The organism is Pseudooceanicola sp. LIPI14-2-Ac024, assembly GCF_042188925.1.
In the GTDB taxonomy this organism is placed as follows: domain Bacteria; phylum Pseudomonadota; class Alphaproteobacteria; order Rhodobacterales; family Rhodobacteraceae; genus Pseudooceanicola.
Map to the genome: position 1 here is coordinate 2041275 of NZ_CP170102.1, position 16366 is coordinate 2057640.

General features: G+C 69.4%; 19 protein-coding genes. 3 read left to right on the forward strand and 16 right to left on the reverse strand.

What is annotated here, in order from left to right:
- Positions 1-72: 72 nt before the first annotated feature.
- The 12 genes from tilS to ruvC form a co-directional block, all read right to left on the reverse strand.
- A complete protein-coding gene (gene tilS, locus ACE2AC_RS09990; RefSeq protein ID WP_375691945.1) occupies positions 73-1353 on the reverse strand; it encodes a tRNA lysidine(34) synthetase TilS in 1281 nt (426 codons plus the stop codon).
- Positions 1350-2186 carry a tetratricopeptide repeat protein gene (locus ACE2AC_RS09995; protein ID WP_375691946.1) on the reverse strand — a complete coding sequence of 279 codons (837 nt, stop codon included), beginning with the start codon at positions 2184-2186 and terminating at the stop codon, positions 1350-1352. The genes tilS and ACE2AC_RS09995 overlap by 4 nt, the downstream gene beginning before the upstream one ends.
- Positions 2187-2194: 8 nt before the next feature.
- On the reverse strand, positions 2195-2710 hold the full coding sequence (pal, locus tag ACE2AC_RS10000; RefSeq protein ID WP_375691947.1) for a peptidoglycan-associated lipoprotein Pal: 516 nt from the start codon (positions 2708-2710) through the stop codon (positions 2195-2197).
- A gap of 89 nt (positions 2711-2799) precedes the next feature.
- Positions 2800-4134 carry a Tol-Pal system beta propeller repeat protein TolB gene (gene tolB / locus ACE2AC_RS10005; RefSeq protein ID WP_375691948.1) on the reverse strand — a complete coding sequence of 445 codons (1335 nt, stop codon included), beginning with the start codon at positions 4132-4134 and terminating at the stop codon, positions 2800-2802.
- The gene (locus ACE2AC_RS10010; RefSeq protein ID WP_375691949.1) at positions 4131-5288 is read right to left on the reverse strand and encodes an energy transducer TonB; all 1158 of its coding nucleotides are present in this window, start codon (positions 5286-5288) and stop codon (positions 4131-4133) included. The genes tolB and ACE2AC_RS10010 overlap by 4 nt, the downstream gene beginning before the upstream one ends.
- Before the next feature lie 10 nt (positions 5289-5298).
- The gene (gene tolR / locus ACE2AC_RS10015; protein WP_375691950.1) at positions 5299-5796 is read right to left on the reverse strand and encodes a protein TolR; all 498 of its coding nucleotides are present in this window, start codon (positions 5794-5796) and stop codon (positions 5299-5301) included.
- A gap of 1 nt (position 5797) precedes the next feature.
- Entirely contained in the window at positions 5798-6496 is a 699-nt protein-coding gene (gene tolQ / locus ACE2AC_RS10020; protein WP_375691951.1) for a protein TolQ, read from the reverse strand.
- 125 nt (positions 6497-6621) lie between these two features.
- On the reverse strand, positions 6622-7008 hold the full coding sequence (gene ybgC, locus ACE2AC_RS10025) for a tol-pal system-associated acyl-CoA thioesterase (RefSeq protein ID WP_375691952.1): 387 nt from the start codon (positions 7006-7008) through the stop codon (positions 6622-6624).
- A 66-nt stretch (positions 7009-7074) separates the two neighbouring features.
- Positions 7075-7701 carry a hypothetical protein gene (locus tag ACE2AC_RS10030; protein ID WP_375691953.1) on the reverse strand — a complete coding sequence of 209 codons (627 nt, stop codon included), beginning with the start codon at positions 7699-7701 and terminating at the stop codon, positions 7075-7077.
- Positions 7698-8726: a Holliday junction branch migration DNA helicase RuvB gene (ruvB, locus tag ACE2AC_RS10035; protein ID WP_375691954.1), complete on the reverse strand. Its 1029-nt coding sequence runs from the start codon at positions 8724-8726 to the stop codon at positions 7698-7700. The genes ACE2AC_RS10030 and ruvB overlap by 4 nt, the downstream gene beginning before the upstream one ends.
- A gap of 95 nt (positions 8727-8821) precedes the next feature.
- Entirely contained in the window at positions 8822-9493 is a 672-nt protein-coding gene (ruvA, locus tag ACE2AC_RS10040) for a Holliday junction branch migration protein RuvA (protein WP_375691955.1), read from the reverse strand.
- A complete protein-coding gene (gene ruvC, locus ACE2AC_RS10045; RefSeq protein ID WP_375691956.1) occupies positions 9490-9990 on the reverse strand; it encodes a crossover junction endodeoxyribonuclease RuvC in 501 nt (166 codons plus the stop codon). Before ruvC ends, ruvA begins: the two co-directional genes overlap by 4 nt.
- Before the next feature lie 341 nt (positions 9991-10331).
- On the opposite strand from ruvC, the gene ACE2AC_RS10050 reads away from it, so the two are divergent.
- Positions 10332-10535, forward strand: coding sequence for a DUF1127 domain-containing protein (locus ACE2AC_RS10050; protein WP_375691957.1), 204 nt, complete (start codon positions 10332-10334; stop codon positions 10533-10535).
- 100 nt (positions 10536-10635) lie between these two features.
- Here ACE2AC_RS10050 and ACE2AC_RS10055 read toward each other — a convergent pair whose 3' ends face one another.
- From ACE2AC_RS10055 to ACE2AC_RS10070, 4 genes are all read right to left on the reverse strand, one after another.
- Positions 10636-10986, reverse strand: coding sequence for a hypothetical protein (locus ACE2AC_RS10055; protein ID WP_375691958.1), 351 nt, complete (start codon positions 10984-10986; stop codon positions 10636-10638).
- 98 nt (positions 10987-11084) lie between these two features.
- Positions 11085-11957: a 50S ribosomal protein L11 methyltransferase gene (locus ACE2AC_RS10060; protein ID WP_375691959.1), complete on the reverse strand. Its 873-nt coding sequence runs from the start codon at positions 11955-11957 to the stop codon at positions 11085-11087.
- A 31-nt stretch (positions 11958-11988) separates the two neighbouring features.
- Positions 11989-13347 (reverse strand): MATE family efflux transporter, encoded by a 1359-nt coding sequence (locus tag ACE2AC_RS10065; protein ID WP_375691960.1) that lies wholly within the window; start codon positions 13345-13347, stop codon positions 11989-11991.
- Positions 13348-13360: 13 nt separating this feature from the next.
- Complete coding sequence (locus ACE2AC_RS10070) at positions 13361-14596, reverse strand: MFS transporter (RefSeq protein WP_375691961.1); 1236 nt, start codon at positions 14594-14596, stop codon at positions 13361-13363.
- A 139-nt stretch (positions 14597-14735) separates the two neighbouring features.
- Between ACE2AC_RS10070 and ACE2AC_RS10075 the strand changes: the two genes are divergently transcribed.
- Together ACE2AC_RS10075 and ACE2AC_RS10080 are read left to right on the forward strand one after the other, a co-directional pair.
- Positions 14736-15656: a DMT family transporter gene (locus ACE2AC_RS10075; protein WP_375691962.1), complete on the forward strand. Its 921-nt coding sequence runs from the start codon at positions 14736-14738 to the stop codon at positions 15654-15656.
- Between the two features lie 105 nt (positions 15657-15761).
- A complete protein-coding gene (locus ACE2AC_RS10080; protein ID WP_375691963.1) occupies positions 15762-16337 on the forward strand; it encodes a GcrA family cell cycle regulator in 576 nt (191 codons plus the stop codon).
- The last annotated feature ends 29 nt before the right edge of the window (positions 16338-16366 follow it).

Genomic DNA, 16366 nt, shown 5'->3' on the forward strand with positions numbered 1-16366 from the left:
TCTCCTCAAAAAGCGTAAGCCTGCGCCTAGCACAGGGGCGGTGAACATTAAATATGTTTCACCTTGGTCCGTTCAATGCGACGCGAAGAATCCAAAGAAGGTATCCTGGTCGCGGGTCAGTTCGAGCCGCCAGCCCTCCGCCCGCCCGGCGAGGGGCGCCGCCAGCAACCGCGCCCCGTGCCACGCGGCGGGCGAGGCCGCGAGCGTGGCGCGCGGCAATGCAGTGTCGCGCCAGCCGGGGCAATCGGCAACCCCCGCGAGGGTCAGGGGACGGATCTCGGCACCTTTTGGCGTGACGTCACCCGGCGGCGGCGCGAGCCGCCAGCGTCCGTCCCAGACCGCGCCGGGCGCGACGATCTGCCCCGTCAGCGCCGCCGCCTCGCGCGTCAGGCGCAGGGTCTCGCGCCCCACCAGCGCCCGGCAGCCGGCCAGCGTCATGTCCTGCCCCGCCGCGATCGCGTCGAGCATCATGGCCAGCGGGCGACGCCGCGGGGGATAGGCGGCGCCGGTCAGCCAGCGCAGGGCAGCGATCAAAAGGCGGCGCTGCATTTCGGGCAGGAGGGCGGCGAAATGCCCACGATCCATGAGGATATCGCCCCGGTCGAAGGTCACGCAGGCCCGTGCCTCGGCCAGGGCATAGTGGTCCAGCGTGGCACGGATCGCGGCCGAGTTCCCGGCCACTGTCGCCAGCGCCGGAACCGTCAGCCCGAGCGGTGCGAGCGCGTCGAGCGCCTGGCGGATGCGGATGCGATCATAGGCCGGGTCGTCGTTGCTGGGGTCCTCGATCCAGTCCTGCCCCCGCCGGCGCAGCATCTCGCGCAGCTCCGCGCGGCGCAGGTCCAGCATCGGTCGCAGGAAGGTCACGTTGTCGTGTACGCGGCGCAGAGGCATGCCCGACAGCCCGTCGGCGCCCGACGCGCGGGCCAGGCGCATCAGCACCGTTTCGGCCTGGTCGTCTGCCGTATGGCCGAGCGCCACGACCGGGATCCCGCCCTCCCGCGCCCAGGCCGCGATCAGGTCGAACCGCGCGCGGCGGGCGGCGTCCTGCGTGTTGCCCTGCCCGTCCCAGCCGGTCCAGCGCAGGGTGCTGTGGGGATGCCCGAGCCGTGCGGCCAGCGCCGCGACCTGCGCCGCCTCCGCCGGTGCCTCGGGGCGCAGCCCGTGGTCGACGGTCACCACGTGCAGGGCGATGCCCCGGTCGGCTGCAATGTCGGAGAGGAGGAGGAGGAGCGCCGTGGAATCGCCCCCGCCGGACACCGCGACACCCAGCCGGACGGGCGGATCGGGCAGAAGATGGGACAGGATGGTTTCCCGCAGCCGGGGCTCGGCGGCCGCGGGATCCCCGTCTCTCACGGGCAGGACCGGGCCTGTTTCTCGGCCTGGGCCTGCTGGACAAAGGGCGAATCCGGGAACCGGACCGCGATTTCGCTAAGCGTCACGCAGGCCTCGCTGACCTGGTTGAGCTGGCCCAGCATCCGGCCGAGGTTGAACAGCGCCTCGTCCGCGTTCGGGCCGTCCGGAGCACCGGAAAAGGCGTTGAGGAAGGCCCGTGCCGACTGGCTCGTCTCGCCCAGCATTTCCAGCGCCCGGCCCTGGCCGATCTGCGCCCGGGCCGACAGGGGCGATCCGGGATAGGTCGACAGGAACGTCGCGTAGAGGTTCGACGCCTCCTGCGCGTTGCCGGCGGCCAGCGCTTCCTTCGCGCGGTCGAAATCGGCCTGCTCGCTCATCGCCAGCTCGGTCTCGGGGGCGGCGGGCGCCTCGGTCGCGGGCGGGGTGATGGCGGGGATGTCGGGCATCTTGCCGCCCCCCAGCGTCGGCGTATCGCCCAGCTTGGACAGGTCGCCGCCCTCCAGCTCGACCAGCCGGAACTCCAGGTCGCCGATCCGGTTGGTGCCGTCGCGCACCACCTGGTCCACCCGGTACTCAAGCTCTTCCGTCTTGGAGGTCATGCGCTGGACCTCGGCCTCGAGCGCGTCGAGCCGTTCGAGGGCCGAGCCGCCGACCTGGAGGCCACCGGCGCCCCCGGTGGTCGACAATTCGCGTTTGAGCTTCTGGATCTCGACGTAGAGCACCGTCAACTCCTGCCGGATGTCGGCGAGCGTCTCGTCGTTGGACTGGGCCCCGACCCCGCCGCTGAAGGCGAGGCCGAAGGTGAGGCTGAGGATGAGGACCGGACGGATCATCGCGCGGGTCAGCTCGTCAGGCCGCCGGCGGTGATCACCGTGACGGCGCGGCGGTTCTTGGCATAGCAGGCCTCTTCCGAGCAGATCTCGATCGGGCGTTCCTTGCCGTAGCTCACCGTGTTCAGGCGCGACCCGGCGACACCCTTGGACACCAGGTATTCGCGCACCGCGTTGGCCCGGCGGGCGCCGAGGGCAAGGTTGTATTCCCGCGTGCCCTGTTCGTCGGCATGGCCTTCGATGGTGGCGGCATAGTCGGTGTTGGTCAGCAGCCACTGCGCCTGCCCGTCCAGCGTCGCGCGCGCCTCGTTGGTGAGCGAGGACTGGTCGACCAGGAAGAGCACCCGGTCCCCGACCGCCTGCTGGAAGTACGCCGGCGAGGACGGATCGCTGGCGCTGCCCGCGACGAACCCGCCCGCGCCGCCTCCGGCGCCGCCGTTGTAGGTGGTGTCGCTGAAACGGTCGTTGGAACAGGCCGCAAGGCCAAGGGCGGCGATCAGGATGGCCGCGCGGGGTAGGATGCTCATGTCTCGTGCCTCGATCTCATTGGTGAGCTTGTTGTATTGGCGTGACGGTAACACATGGCGTTTGCGAAAGAAACGCGGGCCGAAATGCCCTAGTTCTGCAAGGGCGACCAAGCCGGGTCCGACGCGCCGCCGTCGGTCGGAATTCGTTTCAGGTTCCGCCCGGTGATGTCCACAGAGTAGAGGGAGGATGCGCCCTGAGCGCCCTGCGTCTCGCGGGTGAACATGATGACGCGGCCGTTCGGGCTCCAGGTCGGGCCCTCGTCGAGGAAGCTCGCCGTCAGCAGCCGTTCCTCGGACCCGTCGGTGCGCATCACGCCGATGTGGAACCGGCCCTTGGACTGCTTGGTAAAGGCGATCAGGTCACCGCGCGGCGACCAGACGGGCGTGCCGTAGCGGCCCTGGCCAAAGGAGATCCGCCGCGCCTCGCCGCCGCCTGCGGGCATGATGTAGAGCTGCGGCGTACCGGACCGGTCGCTTTCGAACACGATCTGGCTGCCATCGGGCGAAAAGCTGGGCGCGGTCTCGATCGACGGTGCCTGGGTCAGGCGGGTCGACTGCCCCGAGGCGACGTTCATCGAATAGAGGTCGGTGTTGCCGCCCGATTCCAGCGAATAGACCACCGTCTGCCCGTTCGGGCCGAAGCGGGGCGAGAACGCCATGTTGCCGCCCGCCGTCGGCAGCTCGCGCCGGCCGACGCTGGCCACATCGAGGACATAGATCCGTGGGCTGCCGCTTTCGTAGCTGGTGTAGAGCACCCGGTCGCCCGTGGGCGAGAAGCGCGGCGCCAGCACGATCGACGAGCTGTCGGTCAGGTACTGGGTGTTGGCCCCGTCGTAATCCATGATCGCCAGCCGCTTGCGCCGGTCGTCCTTGGGCCCGGTCTCGCCGACATAGACGACGCGGCTGTCGAAGTAGCCGCCCTCGCCGGTGATCCGGGAATAGACCGCGTCGGCCACCTTGTGCGCCATCCGTCGCCAGCCGGCCTCGGTCCCGGTGAACTGGAGGCCATCGCCCAGCTCCTGCCCGGAAAAGACGTCATAGAGCCGGAACTTGACCGTCAGCCGCCCGCCCGGGTCCATCGACACCGCGCCGGTGATCAGCGCCTGCGCGTTGATTGCCTTCCAGTCGGCATACTGGACCGGGGCCGAGAAGCTCGTCACCTGGCTGATGTAGGCCGAGGGCGGCACCTCGCGGAAGAGACCGGTGCCGGTCAGGTCGGCGGCCACCACGTCGGCCAGCTGCACCGCCATCTGCGCGGCGGCCGGGTTTTCGGCCACGAAATCGGGCACGGCGACCGGCAGGGGTTCGATCACGCCCTCGGTGATCTCGATGCGGAGGGGTCCGTCCTGCGCCATGGCAAGGCCCGGCAGGGCTACGGTCAGCGCCAGGAGCGCGGTCTTCGCAAGGCTGGTCAGATGTGTCATTTGATCCGCATCTTCTCCGGGTTGAATGTCATTTCGATGTCGCGCCACTGGCCGTATTTCTCGCGCGGCAGGTCGTAGCCGTCGGTGCCGCAGCGGATGATCGCCCGCCGGGCGGCTTCGAACGCCTGCCGTGCCGCGCTGTCGCTGCCGCCCGAGGACGAGACCATCTTGATCGACCCGGTGTTGGGCCGGCCGTCTTCCTGCATCGACACCGACACCACCACAGTAACGCGAAGTGCGTCCGAGGAAAGGCTGCCGGTGTTCCAGCAATTCGACACCGCGACGCGCAGAGCATCCTTTTCGCCGCCGGTCAGCGGCGGGCCGGAGGGGGCGGGCGTCTCGGCCTCGCCACCGCCAAGCGCCTTCTCCAGCGCCGCGTTCACGGCAGAGCTATCGGTCTTGGGCGCCTCGGGCTTCGGCTGCTCGGCGGGCTTGGGATCGGTCTGCGTCTCCGGGGCCGGCTCGGGCTTGGGCTCAACCGCCGCCTGCTGGACCGCCGGGCGCGGCTTGGGCCGCTTCGACACCGCCGGTGCCAACGGCTTGTCCTTCTCGGCCTCGGTAACGATCTCGGTCGTCGCCTCCTCGGGCGCGGTGGCTTCCTGCTCGTCCTGCTGGACCTCGGCCTCCTCGGCGGCCTCGGCCGATTGCTGCACCGTGTCGTCGACCTTCACGTCGGGTTCCGGGCGCACCACCGGTTCCGGTGCCACGCGCGGCACGTCACGCGGCGCGGCCTCGGGATCGGGGCGCGGTTCGGGCGGCAGGGCGGCGATGTCCTCGGTCGGCTGCTCGATCACCGGCGCCTCGTCCGCCACCTCTTCGGGGGCGGGCGGGATCGGATCGGGCTGCTCGGGCACGGGATCCTGTTCCGCCGCCTCGGTCGGCGCGGGCTCGGCCTGTTCCGGCTGCGCGTCCTGTGCGCCGCTCACCTCGGGGGTGCCGGGCGCCTCGGGCTCGGGTGCCTCGGGCGCCTCGACCTCGGTCGCGGCGCCGGGCGGCTGCTGGCTGGCGATGATCGCGGCGAATTCCTCGTTCGAGATCATCGCGACGTTCGTGACCTCGACAGCCGGTTGCGGCGGCACCGAGAAGGAGCCGAACAGCAGCCAGCCGATCAGCCCCGCATGGGCGGCCCCGGATATGACATAGCCCGGCTGCAAGATGCCCGCCTCAGTTCCCCGACACCGCGGCACCATCGGTGCCGTCGAGCGCCGGGCCGCCATTGTCGGTCACGAGCCCGATGTTGGTAAAGCCGCCGCGATTGAGCGCACCCATCACGACCGCCACCTGGGCATAGGGCACCGCCCCGTCGGCCCGCAGGTAGACCCGGTCCGAGGTGCGTTCGGCCGCGATGGCCTGCAGCCGGCCGACCAGTTCCTCGGACGGGACCGGCGTGGTCTGCAGCATGATCTCGCCCTCGGCGGTCACGGTGACGGTCAGCGGCTCTTCCTGCTCGGACGCCAGCGCCTTGGCGGCGGTCTTGGGCAGCTCGACCGGCACGCCGACGACCATCAGGGGCGCGGCCACCATGAAGATGATCAGCAGCACCAGCATCACGTCCACGAAGGGCGTGACGTTGATCTCGGCCATGGGCCGCGCCCGGCCGCCGCGACGGCGCCCCCGGCGATGATGCCCGCCGCCGTCCTTCTGTACGACGCCAGCGCCCATGTCAGGCCGCGTCCAGCTGGCGGCTGAGGATGGTCGAGAATTCGTCGGCGAAGGCCTCGTAATTGCCCACGATCCGGTCCGCGTCGGTCGAGAGCTTGTTGTAGAAGATCACCGCCGGGATGGCGGCCAGCAGGCCCAGACCGGTGGCCAGCAGCGCCTCGGCGATGCCCGGCGCCACGACAGCGAGGTTGGTGTTCTGCTGCTCGGCAATCCCGATGAAGGCATGCATGATGCCCCAGACGGTGCCGAAAAGCCCGACGAAGGGCGCGGTAGAGCCGACGGTGGCCAGCACCGGCAGTCCGCGCTGCAGTTCCTCGGCTTCCTTGGCGATCGCCACGTCCATGCTGCGGTCGATCCGCGCCTGCGCGCCGGCGATCAGGATGCCGTCGTCACGGTGCGACCGCCGCCATTCCGTCATCCCGCTGGCGAAAATGCGCTGAGACCGCCCACGCGGATCCGGCCCGATCTGTTCGTAGAGCTCGTCCAGCGGCTCGCCCGACCAGAAGTCGCGATCGAACTTGCGCGCCTCGCGCCGCGCGGCGCGGTACGAGATGAATTTCTGGATGATGATCGACCACGACCAGAAGCTGGCGATGATCAGCATCAGCATCACAAGCTTCACCGTGAAGGTGGCGCGCGCGAAAAGGGCCCACATGGAGAAATCAATCTCCTGCGCCATTGCGAGGGTCTGTGTATCCATTATGCCTGCTCGTTCCTGCGTCGGCCCGCCTTGCTGGCGTTTTCACGGCCTGATTGCGGCGCAAACTACAGTAAAGCAAGGCGGAACGCCAACACATTGGCGCGAGCGCGGCATCACGCGATATTTCAGTGCATGATAAGGCGAAGATCCGCCGGAAGCCGCACGGGATGCCCGGCCTCGTTCAGCGCCACCAGCGTCACCAGCGCGGTGAAGAGCTCCTCGCCCGAGCGCTTGACCACCTGCTTCAGCACGATCCGCGCGGCGGTGACCTGTTCCGGCTCGGTCTCGACCACCAGCTGGTCGTCGAACTTTGCCGGGCTCAGGTAATCCGCTTCGACCCGGCGGACGGCAAAGACCGTGCCCTGCGCCTTCATCCGGACCTGGTCGATCCCGTGGGCGCGGACCCACTCGCTGCGCGCGCGCTCGATGAACTTGAGGTAGTTGGCGTAATAGACGATCCCCGCCAGGTCGGTGTCCTCGTAATAGACGCGCAATTCGAACTGGTGGATCATCCGCACACTCCCTGCCCCGGTCCGCGCAGGGAACACGACAGGGCCACCCTGCGCAACCCGCCCGTCCTACCCGCCCGAAACCTGCAGCCGCGCCGCCAGCCTGAGCGCATGGCTCGCATCCTCTGCCGCTACCGGCATCACCGGGTCATAGGCGGCCCGCAGGAGCGCCGCGATATCGGCGCGCAGCACCGCGTCGCCGCCTTCGGGACGGGCCAGCGGCGACCGGTCGGCAAAGGCCCCCTGCCCCCAGAGCAGGACGGATTTCACCGCCTGTTCCAGCCCCAGCTCGGCCGCGGGCTGATCCGCCAGGTCGCCCGCCATCCGCAGGAAGACAAAACAGGCCTGGATCCCGCCGTCCGGCGAAAAGCGAAAGGTGCGGTACTGCAGGGCATCCTCGGCCTCGAGCTTCGGCAGCAGCGTGTCGAGGGCCGGGATCATCCGGTCGAGGTTGTCGAGCGCGGCCAGCTCCTGCCAGTCCCGCAGGAAGAACATCATCAGGTTCGCGCCCAGCTCCGGGTCCGTCTCGGCCATGCGGTGGCCGGCGGCAAAGACCGTCGCCTCGATCGCCGATTTCAGCACCCCGAGGCTCTGGTCGTCGACGCCGAAGACCACCGGCACGATCGGCCGGGACCAGCGGGCGAAGCGGTAGCCCTCGGGCGTGGCAAAGAGGCTCTCGATCTCGGTGGGCGTCATTCGAAGAGGTCCGTCTGGTTGCGTGGCGGGGTCAGGCCCAGGTGCCGCCAGCCCTTCTGCGCCAGCATCCGCCCGCGCGGGGTACGCTGGATCAGCGCCTGCTGCAGCAGGTAGGGCTCGATCACGTCCTCCAGCGCGTCGCGGCTTTCGCTGAGCGCAGCCGACAGCGTCTCGATCCCCACCGGGCCACCGCCGTATTCCTCGCCGATCATCTTGAGATAGCGCCGGTCGCCGCCATCGAGCCCGAGGTGATCGACCCCCAGCCGGGTCAGCGCCATGTCGGCGAGCTGCTGCGTGATCGTGCCATCACTCTCGACCATGGCGAAGTCGGCCACCCGGCGCAGCAGGCGACCCGCGATCCGCGGAGTGCCCCGCGCCCGGCGCGCGATCTCGAGCGCGCCCCGGTCGTCGGCGGGCGCCCCCATCAGGCGGGCATTGCGGGTGACGATCTCGTGCAGCTCGTCGATGGTGTAGAACTGCAGCCGCACCGGGATGCCGAAGCGATCGCGGAGCGGCGTGGTCAGCAGGCCGAGCCGCGTGGTGGCGCCGACCAGCGTGAAGGGCTGCAGCTCGATCCGGACGGTGCGCGCGGCCGGGCCCTCGCCGATCACCAGGTCGAGCTCGAAATCCTCGAGCGCGGGATAGAGCACCTCCTCCACCGCCGGGTTCAGGCGATGGATCTCGTCGATGAAGAGGACATCGCGCGCTTCGAGGTTGGTCAGGATCGCGGCGAGATCGCCCGCCTTGGCCAGCACCGGGCCCGAGGTCATGCGGAAGTTCACGCCGAGCTCGCGCGCCATGATCTGCGCCAGCGTCGTCTTGCCGAGGCCGGGGGGACCGTGGAAGAGGGTGTGATCCATCGCCTCGCCCCGCCGCCGCGCGGCCTCGAGGAAGATGCGCAGGTTTGCACGCGCCTCGGCCTGGCCGATGAATTCCGAGAGCTGCTGCGGCCGCAGCGCGCGGGTGTCGGCGGCCTCGTCCTCGGGCAGGCGGTCGGGGCGGAGAGTGGGATCGGGGGTGGTCACGGGCGGCCACCGACGGATGGGGGCGCTGCCCCCGCCGCGCCTGCGGCGCGACTCCCCGGAGTTTACTGGGCAAGATGAAGTCAGGGGACATGCGGTCAGCCTTTCGGCGCGAGGAGCCGCAGGGCGGCGCGGATCAGGGCGGGCGTCTCGGCCTGCGGATCGGCGCCCGCCGCCTCGGCCACCGCGCCCGCGGCTTCGCCCGGGGCATAGCCGAGGTTGGTCAGCGCCGACAAGGCCTCGGCCTGGGCCGCGCCGCTCGACGGAACGGGGGCCGCGGCGGGTTTAGGCGGGGCGGTCGGCGCGATCTCCTCGATCACCGCGTCGGCATCGGCGCTGGCCGGCGCGCGGCCTGCCATGGCCATGACCGTGGGCGCCTTGTCCTTCAGCTCGTTCACCACGCGCTGCGCGGTCTTGGGGCCGATGCCCCTGGCCGCCTTCACCGCGTTCCAGTCACCAAGCGCGATGGCGCGGCTGACGCCGTCGGGGCCGAGCGCGCCGAGGATGGCGAGCGAGGCCTTGGCGCCCACCCCCTGCACCGACATCAGCAGCCGGTGCCATTCCTTTTCCACCAGCGTCGGGAACCCGAAGAGCTGCAGGATGTCCTCGCGCACCAGCAGGTCGGTGTAGAGCGCCACCGCCTCGCCCGGGCCGGGGAGCGAGGCGAGCACCCGGTCCGAGCAATAGACGAGGTAGCCCACGCCGCGCACGTCTATCAGCACGTGATCCTCGCCGCGGTAGTCGATCCGTCCGGAAATCTTGCCGATCACGCGCGCACCTTCACCTTCTGCCGGTTGGCGGCGCTGCCCAGGTGCAGCGAGTGGCAGATCGCGATGGCCAGCGCATCCGCCGCGTCGGGGCCGGCGATCTCGGCCCCTGGCAGCTGCAGCTTCACCATGTGCAGGATCTGCTGTTTCTGGGCGTGGCCGACGCCGACCACCGCCTTCTTGACCGCGTTCGGGGCGTATTCCCCGACCTCGAGCCCGGCGGCCGCGGGCACCAGCAGCGCGATGCCGCGGGCCTGGCCCAGCTTCAGCGTGCCGACGCCGTCGCGGTTGACAAAGACCTGTTCGACCGCCGCCGCATCGGGGCGGAACTCGGCCACCACCGCCGTCAACTGGCGATGCAGCGACAGCAGGCGGTCCGCCAGGGCGGTGCCCTCGCTGTGCAGGATCCCGTTGCCAAGGTGGGTCAACCGGCTGCCTTCGACACGAATCATGCCCCAGCCGAGATTGCGCAAACCGGGATCGATCCCCAAAACGCGCATCCTGCGCCCCCTCTGACCTGCTCTTGTTGCTTTTGCGGAACGCTAGCACGAAACAAGAACATCCGCCAAGGGGCGACGCGGCGCGAGAGGGCGGCAGCGCATTCGCGACACGAGACGGACGGAAAACGACAAATGGCGCCCTGAAGCGTCGTTTCCCGGCCATTTCGCGACTTTCTTCTTGACGGATTTGTTACCGAATTACGGCAGGTTAGCGACACGAACTCCTATGCACGCACTGCATGCGACCCATGCGTTTTTGGATGCTTGTTTTATAGGCGGTTTGAGAATAGCTCGCGGTTTCGAAAGACGAACACACACCGCGCGCACAAAGGATCAACGCCATGGCCGCTCTTTTCATGCAGAGCTCCCGCTCGGGCTCGGTTTTCTTTGGTCACATCGGCCGCTTCATCGTTGCGATGATCGACGGCGTGTCGGCCTGGAACGACAACCGCGTCACCCGCAACGCCCTGTCCAAGCTCACCGACCGTGAACTGGACGACATCGGCCTCTGCCGGGGCGATATCGACACCGTCGGCCGCCGCTGAGGCGCCGACGGATCCGGACCGCGCCTGCCGGTCCGACGACAAAAGCCGCGCCCTTCGGGGGACGCGGCTTTTTCATGTCCGGGGGCCGGGGTCTGCCGGTTCAGCCGGCGTAGGTCGCGATCATGTCGGTCAGGAAACGGGTGACGGGGTCCACCTGCATGATGGCCGCGCCGATCTTGCTGGGGACCGACCCATCCAGCTGGGCGGCGAGCCGCGCGCCGTATTCCGAGGGGCCGAGGCTGGTCATCAGGAACACCTTGTAGCCGATGATCCCCGCCAGCACGATGAGCACGTACTTGATCGGCACCCGCTTGCGCAGGGACTTTCCGGCGGGCCGGAACTCGATCAGGCCGTCGCGCCCGATGCGGGTGCTGTAGCCCTCCTCCATCGCCTCCGCCTTGCGCTGGATCCGGCGGATGCGGTTGTTGAAGTCCTTGTGCGACGCGTCCATGGCGTGCCTCGTCATCCCAGTCAGTCGGACAACAGGCCTAGGCGGAGAATCGGGCCTTTTCGTGACAAAAGCCCGGAAACCATGGGGTTTCGGCGCGGTCAGCCGGGCTTGCGCAGGGTCAGCGTCGTCCAGTCGCCGATCACCTCGGCCTGCACCAGGTCGAGGCCCTCGGCAGCATAGGCGGCCGTGACCTCGTCCGCCTGCTCGTTCAGGAGACCCGAGAGCACCGCGTGCCCGCCGGGCGCGAGCTGGCGCGCGGTGTCGGCGGCGAGGTCGATCAGCGGCCCCTTGAGGATGTTGGCCAGCACCAGGTCGAAGGGCGCGCCCTTTGCGATCTCGGGGTGGTCGAAACCCGTCGCCTCGACGCAGATCACCCGGCCCGCCATGCCGTTGGCGGCCAGGTTGGCATCGGCCACCTCGACCGCGACCGGATCGATGTCGCCCGCCACGGGCGTCACGTCCCAGATCCGCGCGGCCGCCATCGCCAGCACCGCCGTGCCGCAACCGATGTCGGCGACCGAGGCCGGGACTTCTCCGGCGGTCGCCAGCCGGTCGATCGCGCGCAGGCAGCCCTGCGTGGTGCCGTGGTGCCCGGTGCCAAAGGCCATCGCCGCCTCGATCAGCAGGGGCACCGCGTCGGCGGGCACCTTGTCGGCATCGTGGCTGCCGTAGACGAAGAACCGCCCCGCGGTGACCGGCGACAGCTCGCGCTTCACATGCGCGACCCAGTCGGTTTCGGGCAGTTCCGAGACGGTGAAATCCTTGGCGCCGTGCATCGCCGCCAGCAGGGCAAGGCCGGCGGCATCGGGCGCCTCGGTGAAGTAGGCGCCAACCTCCCACAGGCCCGACCCATCCTCGATCTCGAACACGCCGACGCCGGTGGGTTCGGGGTTCAGGCTCTCGAGCGCCTCGCCGAGCGCCTCGGCCGGGGCCTTGCCCGGCAGGGTGGTGAGGGCGGTGAAGGTGGGCATGGGGTCTCTCCTGGCGGATGCGCCCCCGCGCTTAGGCGTCGGCGACCGGCGCGTCAAGCGGCGCGGCCCGTGCCCGCAGGCGGCAGACGTAGCGCCAGCCGATCCAGGCGCCGATCACGCCCGACAGGATCCCCGCCCCGGCATAGCCCATCATCACCCCGGTCGCGCCGTAGCTGGCGCTGAACAGGAGCGCCAGGGGATAGGTGAAGAGGCCGTCGCGGATCCAGTTGGCGAGGGTCGCGTAGATCGGCCGCCCGAGGTTGTTGAACGCGGCATTGGCCACGAAGAGCGCGCCGGTGAAGACCAGCGTCGGCGCGACGAGGTGGGTGAAGCTGCGCATCACCTCGGCCCCCGGCCCGCTCAGCCCGAAGCCGCGGGTCAGCGCATCGTTGCCGAGCCAGAGCGCGGCCCAGGCGATGGCGGTGTAGGCCAGGCAGTACTTCAGCGCGTCCTTGTAGGCCTGCGCCACCCGATCGAGCCGCCCGCCGCCGAAGTTCTGGCCCAGGATTCCTCCAATGGCGCCCGACAGCGCGAAGATGCCGGCAAAGACCATCACGATCAGCCGCAGCACGACCGAAAGGCCCGCCGTCGCCTCGTCTCCGTAGGGGGCCATGGCGCGCATCAGCACCCAGTTGCCGAAGGGCGTCGAACATTGCGTCAGGACCGAGGGGATGGCGATCAGGACCCAGGGTCGGAAGTAGGCGGCAAAGGCGGCGCGGCGTGGCGCGGCGGCCATGTTGTGCACCCGGACGAGGTAGTAGAGCCCCAGCACCGTCATCACCGAACGGGTGATCACCACCGAGAGCCCTGCCCCGGTCACGCCGAGTTCGAGGACGATGATGTTGAACGGGTCGACGACCAGGGCCACCGCCGCGGCGATGCCCGTCACCAGGGTCGAGCGCACCGCATCGCCGGTCGCGCGAACCACCGCCGCCATCGTCATGCCCGCCACCATCAGCGGCATGCCGCAGAGCGAGACCGAGAGGAAATCGGCGGCCATGTCCCGGGTCGCGCCGGTGGCGCCGGACCAGGCCAGCAGGTCGTGGCGGTAATGCCAGAGCACGGCCGAGACGACGATCTGCACCGCGGTGCCGGTGAGGATCCCCATGGTCGCGATCTGGCGGGCCCGTTCGACCTGGCCACCGCCGAGGGCCCGGGCAAAGAGCGCCACGGTGGCGATCATCATCCCGAGGTTCATCGAGGCCGGGAAGAACTGGATCGAGAAGGCAAAGCCGACCGCGGCGATCATCTGCGCGTCGTCGTACTGGCTGACCCAGAACATGGCGAGGAAGTCGATCAGGAACAGGAACGACAGCCCGAGCGACCCGGCGATCGACATCACCACGACGTGGCGCAGCGTCGATCCCGTCAGGAACCGTGCCTGCGGCACGGCCCGGGCGGTGTCACTCGGCCGGGGCCGCGGCATTGAACCTTGCGATCACGGTCTCGCGCCCCGGCTCGGGGTGGCGCGGGATCAGCAGCGCCACCCCGAAGGACCCGGCGGCCATGCAGGCGGCCATGACGAACACCGCCGCGGGCGAGACCAGCCAGAGATAGCCGAGCCCCGCGGGCAGGAACACGGCCGCGATGTGGTTGATGGTGAAGGCCACGGCGGCGGTCGGGGCGATGTCGCCGGGGCTGGCGATCTTCTGGAAATAGGTCTTGAGCGCCAGCGCCATGGCAAAGAGCAGGTTGTCGACGACATAGAGCGTCGCCGCCACCGCCACGCCCCAGCCAAAGAAGTAGATGCCGCCGTAGAGGGTGAAGACCGTCACCAGACCGGCGTATTCGAACAGCAGCGCGCGCCGTTCCCCGAACCGCGCCACCGCGCGGCCGATCAGCGGCGCAAAGAGCATGTTGCAGAGCAGCGTGATCAGGAAGAGCCCGGTGACCTGGTGCACGTCGTAGCCAAAGCGTTCGACCATCATGAAGCCGGCGAAGACGACAAAAATCTGGCGGCGGGCCCCGGCCATGAACTGCAGCAGGTAGAAGAGCCAGTAGCGCCGGCGCAGCACGAACTTCTTCAGCTGCGGGTTCGGCGCCTCGAACTGCGGATAGGCGAAGAGGACAAAGATCGCGACCAGCGCGGTGAACCCGCCCGCCGCCATGTAGACGATGTTGTAGGTCAGCCCGAGCGGATCCCAGAGCACCACGATCAGCCCGTAGGCCACCAGCGTCGCGGCCGAGCCGACCGAGAGCATCAGCCCCAGCTTCTTCGGTGCCTCGGCCTTGTCGAACCATTGCAGCTGCAGCGACTGGTTCACCGTCTCGTAGTAGTGGAACCCGATGGAGCTGAGCAGCGTGATAACCATGATCCCGCCGAGCGTCGGGAACCACGCCGTCACCGCCGTTGCCACGCCGAGCAGCAGCAGCGACAGGGCCGCCAGCGCCTGTTCCCGCACGAAGCGGATGACGAAGATCACCCCGATCGCCAGGAAACCCGGGATCTCGCGCACGGTGTGCAGCCAGCCGATGTCGGACCCGTCGAAATCCGCCACCTCGATGACGAAGTTGTTGAGCAGCGCCGACCAGGTGGCAAAGGCCACCGGCATGGCGGCGGCCATCAGGAAGAGGAGCGTCTGCGGCCGGCGCCAGAGCGGCAGGCCCGCGGCTTCGGCAAGGGGGGTCGTCTGCGTCATGAAATGCCTTTAGCGCCAGCGGGATCGCTTGGCGAGAGACCGCCGCAACCCGGCGCATATGCATTTCCGCACAGAGGCCCATGCGTCCGCGTCAGCCACGCGCGCTTCCGCCGTGGCCCGGAACCCGGCAAGAGGGGGCATGACCGACCGCAACGCCCCCGCCCGCGCCATCGCCCTGATCATGGTCGCGACGGCCTTCATCGCGATGACGACCCTGCTGGCCAAGGCCGTCGGCGGGCCGCACCTGGGCACGCCGCTGCACCCGCTGCAGGTCAGCCACGGCCGGTTCCTCTTTGCCCTGATGCTGATCGGCACGCTCTGTGCCGTGCGCCGCCAGCAGGTCCGCGACGTGCACTGGGGCTGGCACGCGTTGCGCACCACCTTCGGCTGGGGCGGCGCGACGCTGATGTTCGCCGCCGCCGCGCGGATGCCGCTGTCGGATGCCACCGCGATCAGCTTCCTCAGCCCGGTCTTCGCGATGCTGCTGGCGATCCCGCTGCTGGGTGAGAAGGTCGGGCCGGTGCGCTGGACGGCGGCCGGCTTTGCGTTGGTCGGGATGCTGATCCTGCTGCGCCCGACCGCCGGGGCGATCCAGCCTGCCGCGATGCTGGCCCTCTGCGCCGCCGTGTCGATGGGGGCCGAGGCGATCTTTATCAAGCGGCTGTCGGGCAGCGAGCCGCCGCTGCAGGTGCTGCTGATCAACAACTCGCTGGGGCTCTGTATCGCCACGCTCGCGGTGCTGCCGGTCTGGCAGATGCCGAGCACGGAACAATGGGCGGGCCTCGCCGGGATCGGGGTCGCGATGGCGCTGGCGCAGATCTGCTATGTCAACGCGATGCGGATGGCCGACGCCAGCTTCGTCGTGCCCTTTACCTATGCCACCCTGATCTGGGCCGCGCTCTACGATGCCGCGGTCTTTGGCGTGATCCCCGACCTAGTGTCGTGGACCGGGGCGGCGGTGATCGTCGCGGGCGGGGTCCTGCTGGCCTGGCGCGAGGCACGGCGCGGCACCCCGGTGCCCCCCGCGCCGCTGCCCGGCGACGCTGCGCCCGGGGAATGATTCGTTCCCTTGTAACTTGGCGCAAAATGCATAGTATCTGCCCTTCACCGAGGCCCGGGCCGCCAGACGTCCCCGGCCAGACCGATCCAAGCCGGAAGAATGCCTATGTCGTGGACCGATGAACGCGTCGAACTGCTGAAGAAGATGTGGAGCGAGGGGCAGTCCGCCTCGCAGATCGCCAAGGAACTGGGCGGCGTGACCCGCAACGCTGTGATCGGCAAGGTGCATCGTCTGGGCCTGTCGAACCGCTCCGGCGGCGCGGCCCCCGCGGCCCCGGCCCCCAAGGTCGAGGCGAAGGCCAAGCCGACGGTGAAACCGGCCCCCAAGCGCGAACCGGCCGCGGCCAAGCCCGCCGCTGCCGAAGAGCCGGAACCGGTGGCCGCAGCGGCCACCCCGGCCCGCAAGCAGATCATCCCGGCCGGTCAGCCGCTGCCGCCGCAGCCCTCCGCGAACGAGATCAGCCCCGAGGCGCTGGCCAAGGTCAGCGAGATCGAGAAGAAGGCCAAGCGGCTCACCCTGATGGAGCTGACGGAGCGGACCTGCAAATGGCCCGTCGGCGACCCGGCGACAGAAGATTTCTGGTTCTGCGGCCTGCCGGTGCAGGCGGGCAAACCCTATTGCGAGGCGCATGTCGGCGTCGCATTCCAGCCGATGTCCTCGCGCCGCGACCGCAAGCGCTGAGGCGCCCCTGCCCGGACAGATCGAAGGCC

Excerpts from the sequence above, each read along its gene's own strand:
- ACE2AC_RS10030 (WP_375691953.1), bottom strand. The coding sequence starts at position 7,701 with ATGACGCCCACCGAGATCGAGAGCCTCTTTGCCACGCCCGAGGGCTAC.
- ACE2AC_RS09995 (WP_375691946.1), bottom strand. The coding sequence starts at position 2,186 with ATGATCCGTCCGGTCCTCATCCTCAGCCTCACCTTCGGCCTCGCCTTC.
- tolB (WP_375691948.1), bottom strand. The coding sequence starts at position 4,134 with ATGACACATCTGACCAGCCTTGCGAAGACCGCGCTCCTGGCGCTGACC.
- ACE2AC_RS10060 (WP_375691959.1), bottom strand. The coding sequence starts at position 11,957 with ATGCCCACCTTCACCGCCCTCACCACCCTGCCGGGCAAGGCCCCGGCC.
- tolQ (WP_375691951.1), bottom strand. The coding sequence starts at position 6,496 with ATGGATACACAGACCCTCGCAATGGCGCAGGAGATTGATTTCTCCATG.
- ACE2AC_RS10080 (WP_375691963.1), top strand. The coding sequence starts at position 15,762 with ATGTCGTGGACCGATGAACGCGTCGAACTGCTGAAGAAGATGTGGAGC.
- ybgC (WP_375691952.1), bottom strand. The coding sequence starts at position 7,008 with ATGATCCACCAGTTCGAATTGCGCGTCTATTACGAGGACACCGACCTG.
- ruvC (WP_375691956.1), bottom strand. The coding sequence starts at position 9,990 with ATGCGCGTTTTGGGGATCGATCCCGGTTTGCGCAATCTCGGCTGGGGC.
- ACE2AC_RS10055 (WP_375691958.1), bottom strand. The coding sequence starts at position 10,986 with ATGGACGCGTCGCACAAGGACTTCAACAACCGCATCCGCCGGATCCAG.
- ACE2AC_RS10075 (WP_375691962.1), top strand. The coding sequence starts at position 14,736 with ATGACCGACCGCAACGCCCCCGCCCGCGCCATCGCCCTGATCATGGTC.
- tolR (WP_375691950.1), bottom strand. The coding sequence starts at position 5,796 with ATGGGCGCTGGCGTCGTACAGAAGGACGGCGGCGGGCATCATCGCCGG.
- ACE2AC_RS10050 (WP_375691957.1), top strand. The coding sequence starts at position 10,332 with ATGGCCGCTCTTTTCATGCAGAGCTCCCGCTCGGGCTCGGTTTTCTTT.
- pal (WP_375691947.1), bottom strand. The coding sequence starts at position 2,710 with ATGAGCATCCTACCCCGCGCGGCCATCCTGATCGCCGCCCTTGGCCTT.
- ACE2AC_RS10070 (WP_375691961.1), bottom strand. The coding sequence starts at position 14,596 with ATGACGCAGACGACCCCCCTTGCCGAAGCCGCGGGCCTGCCGCTCTGG.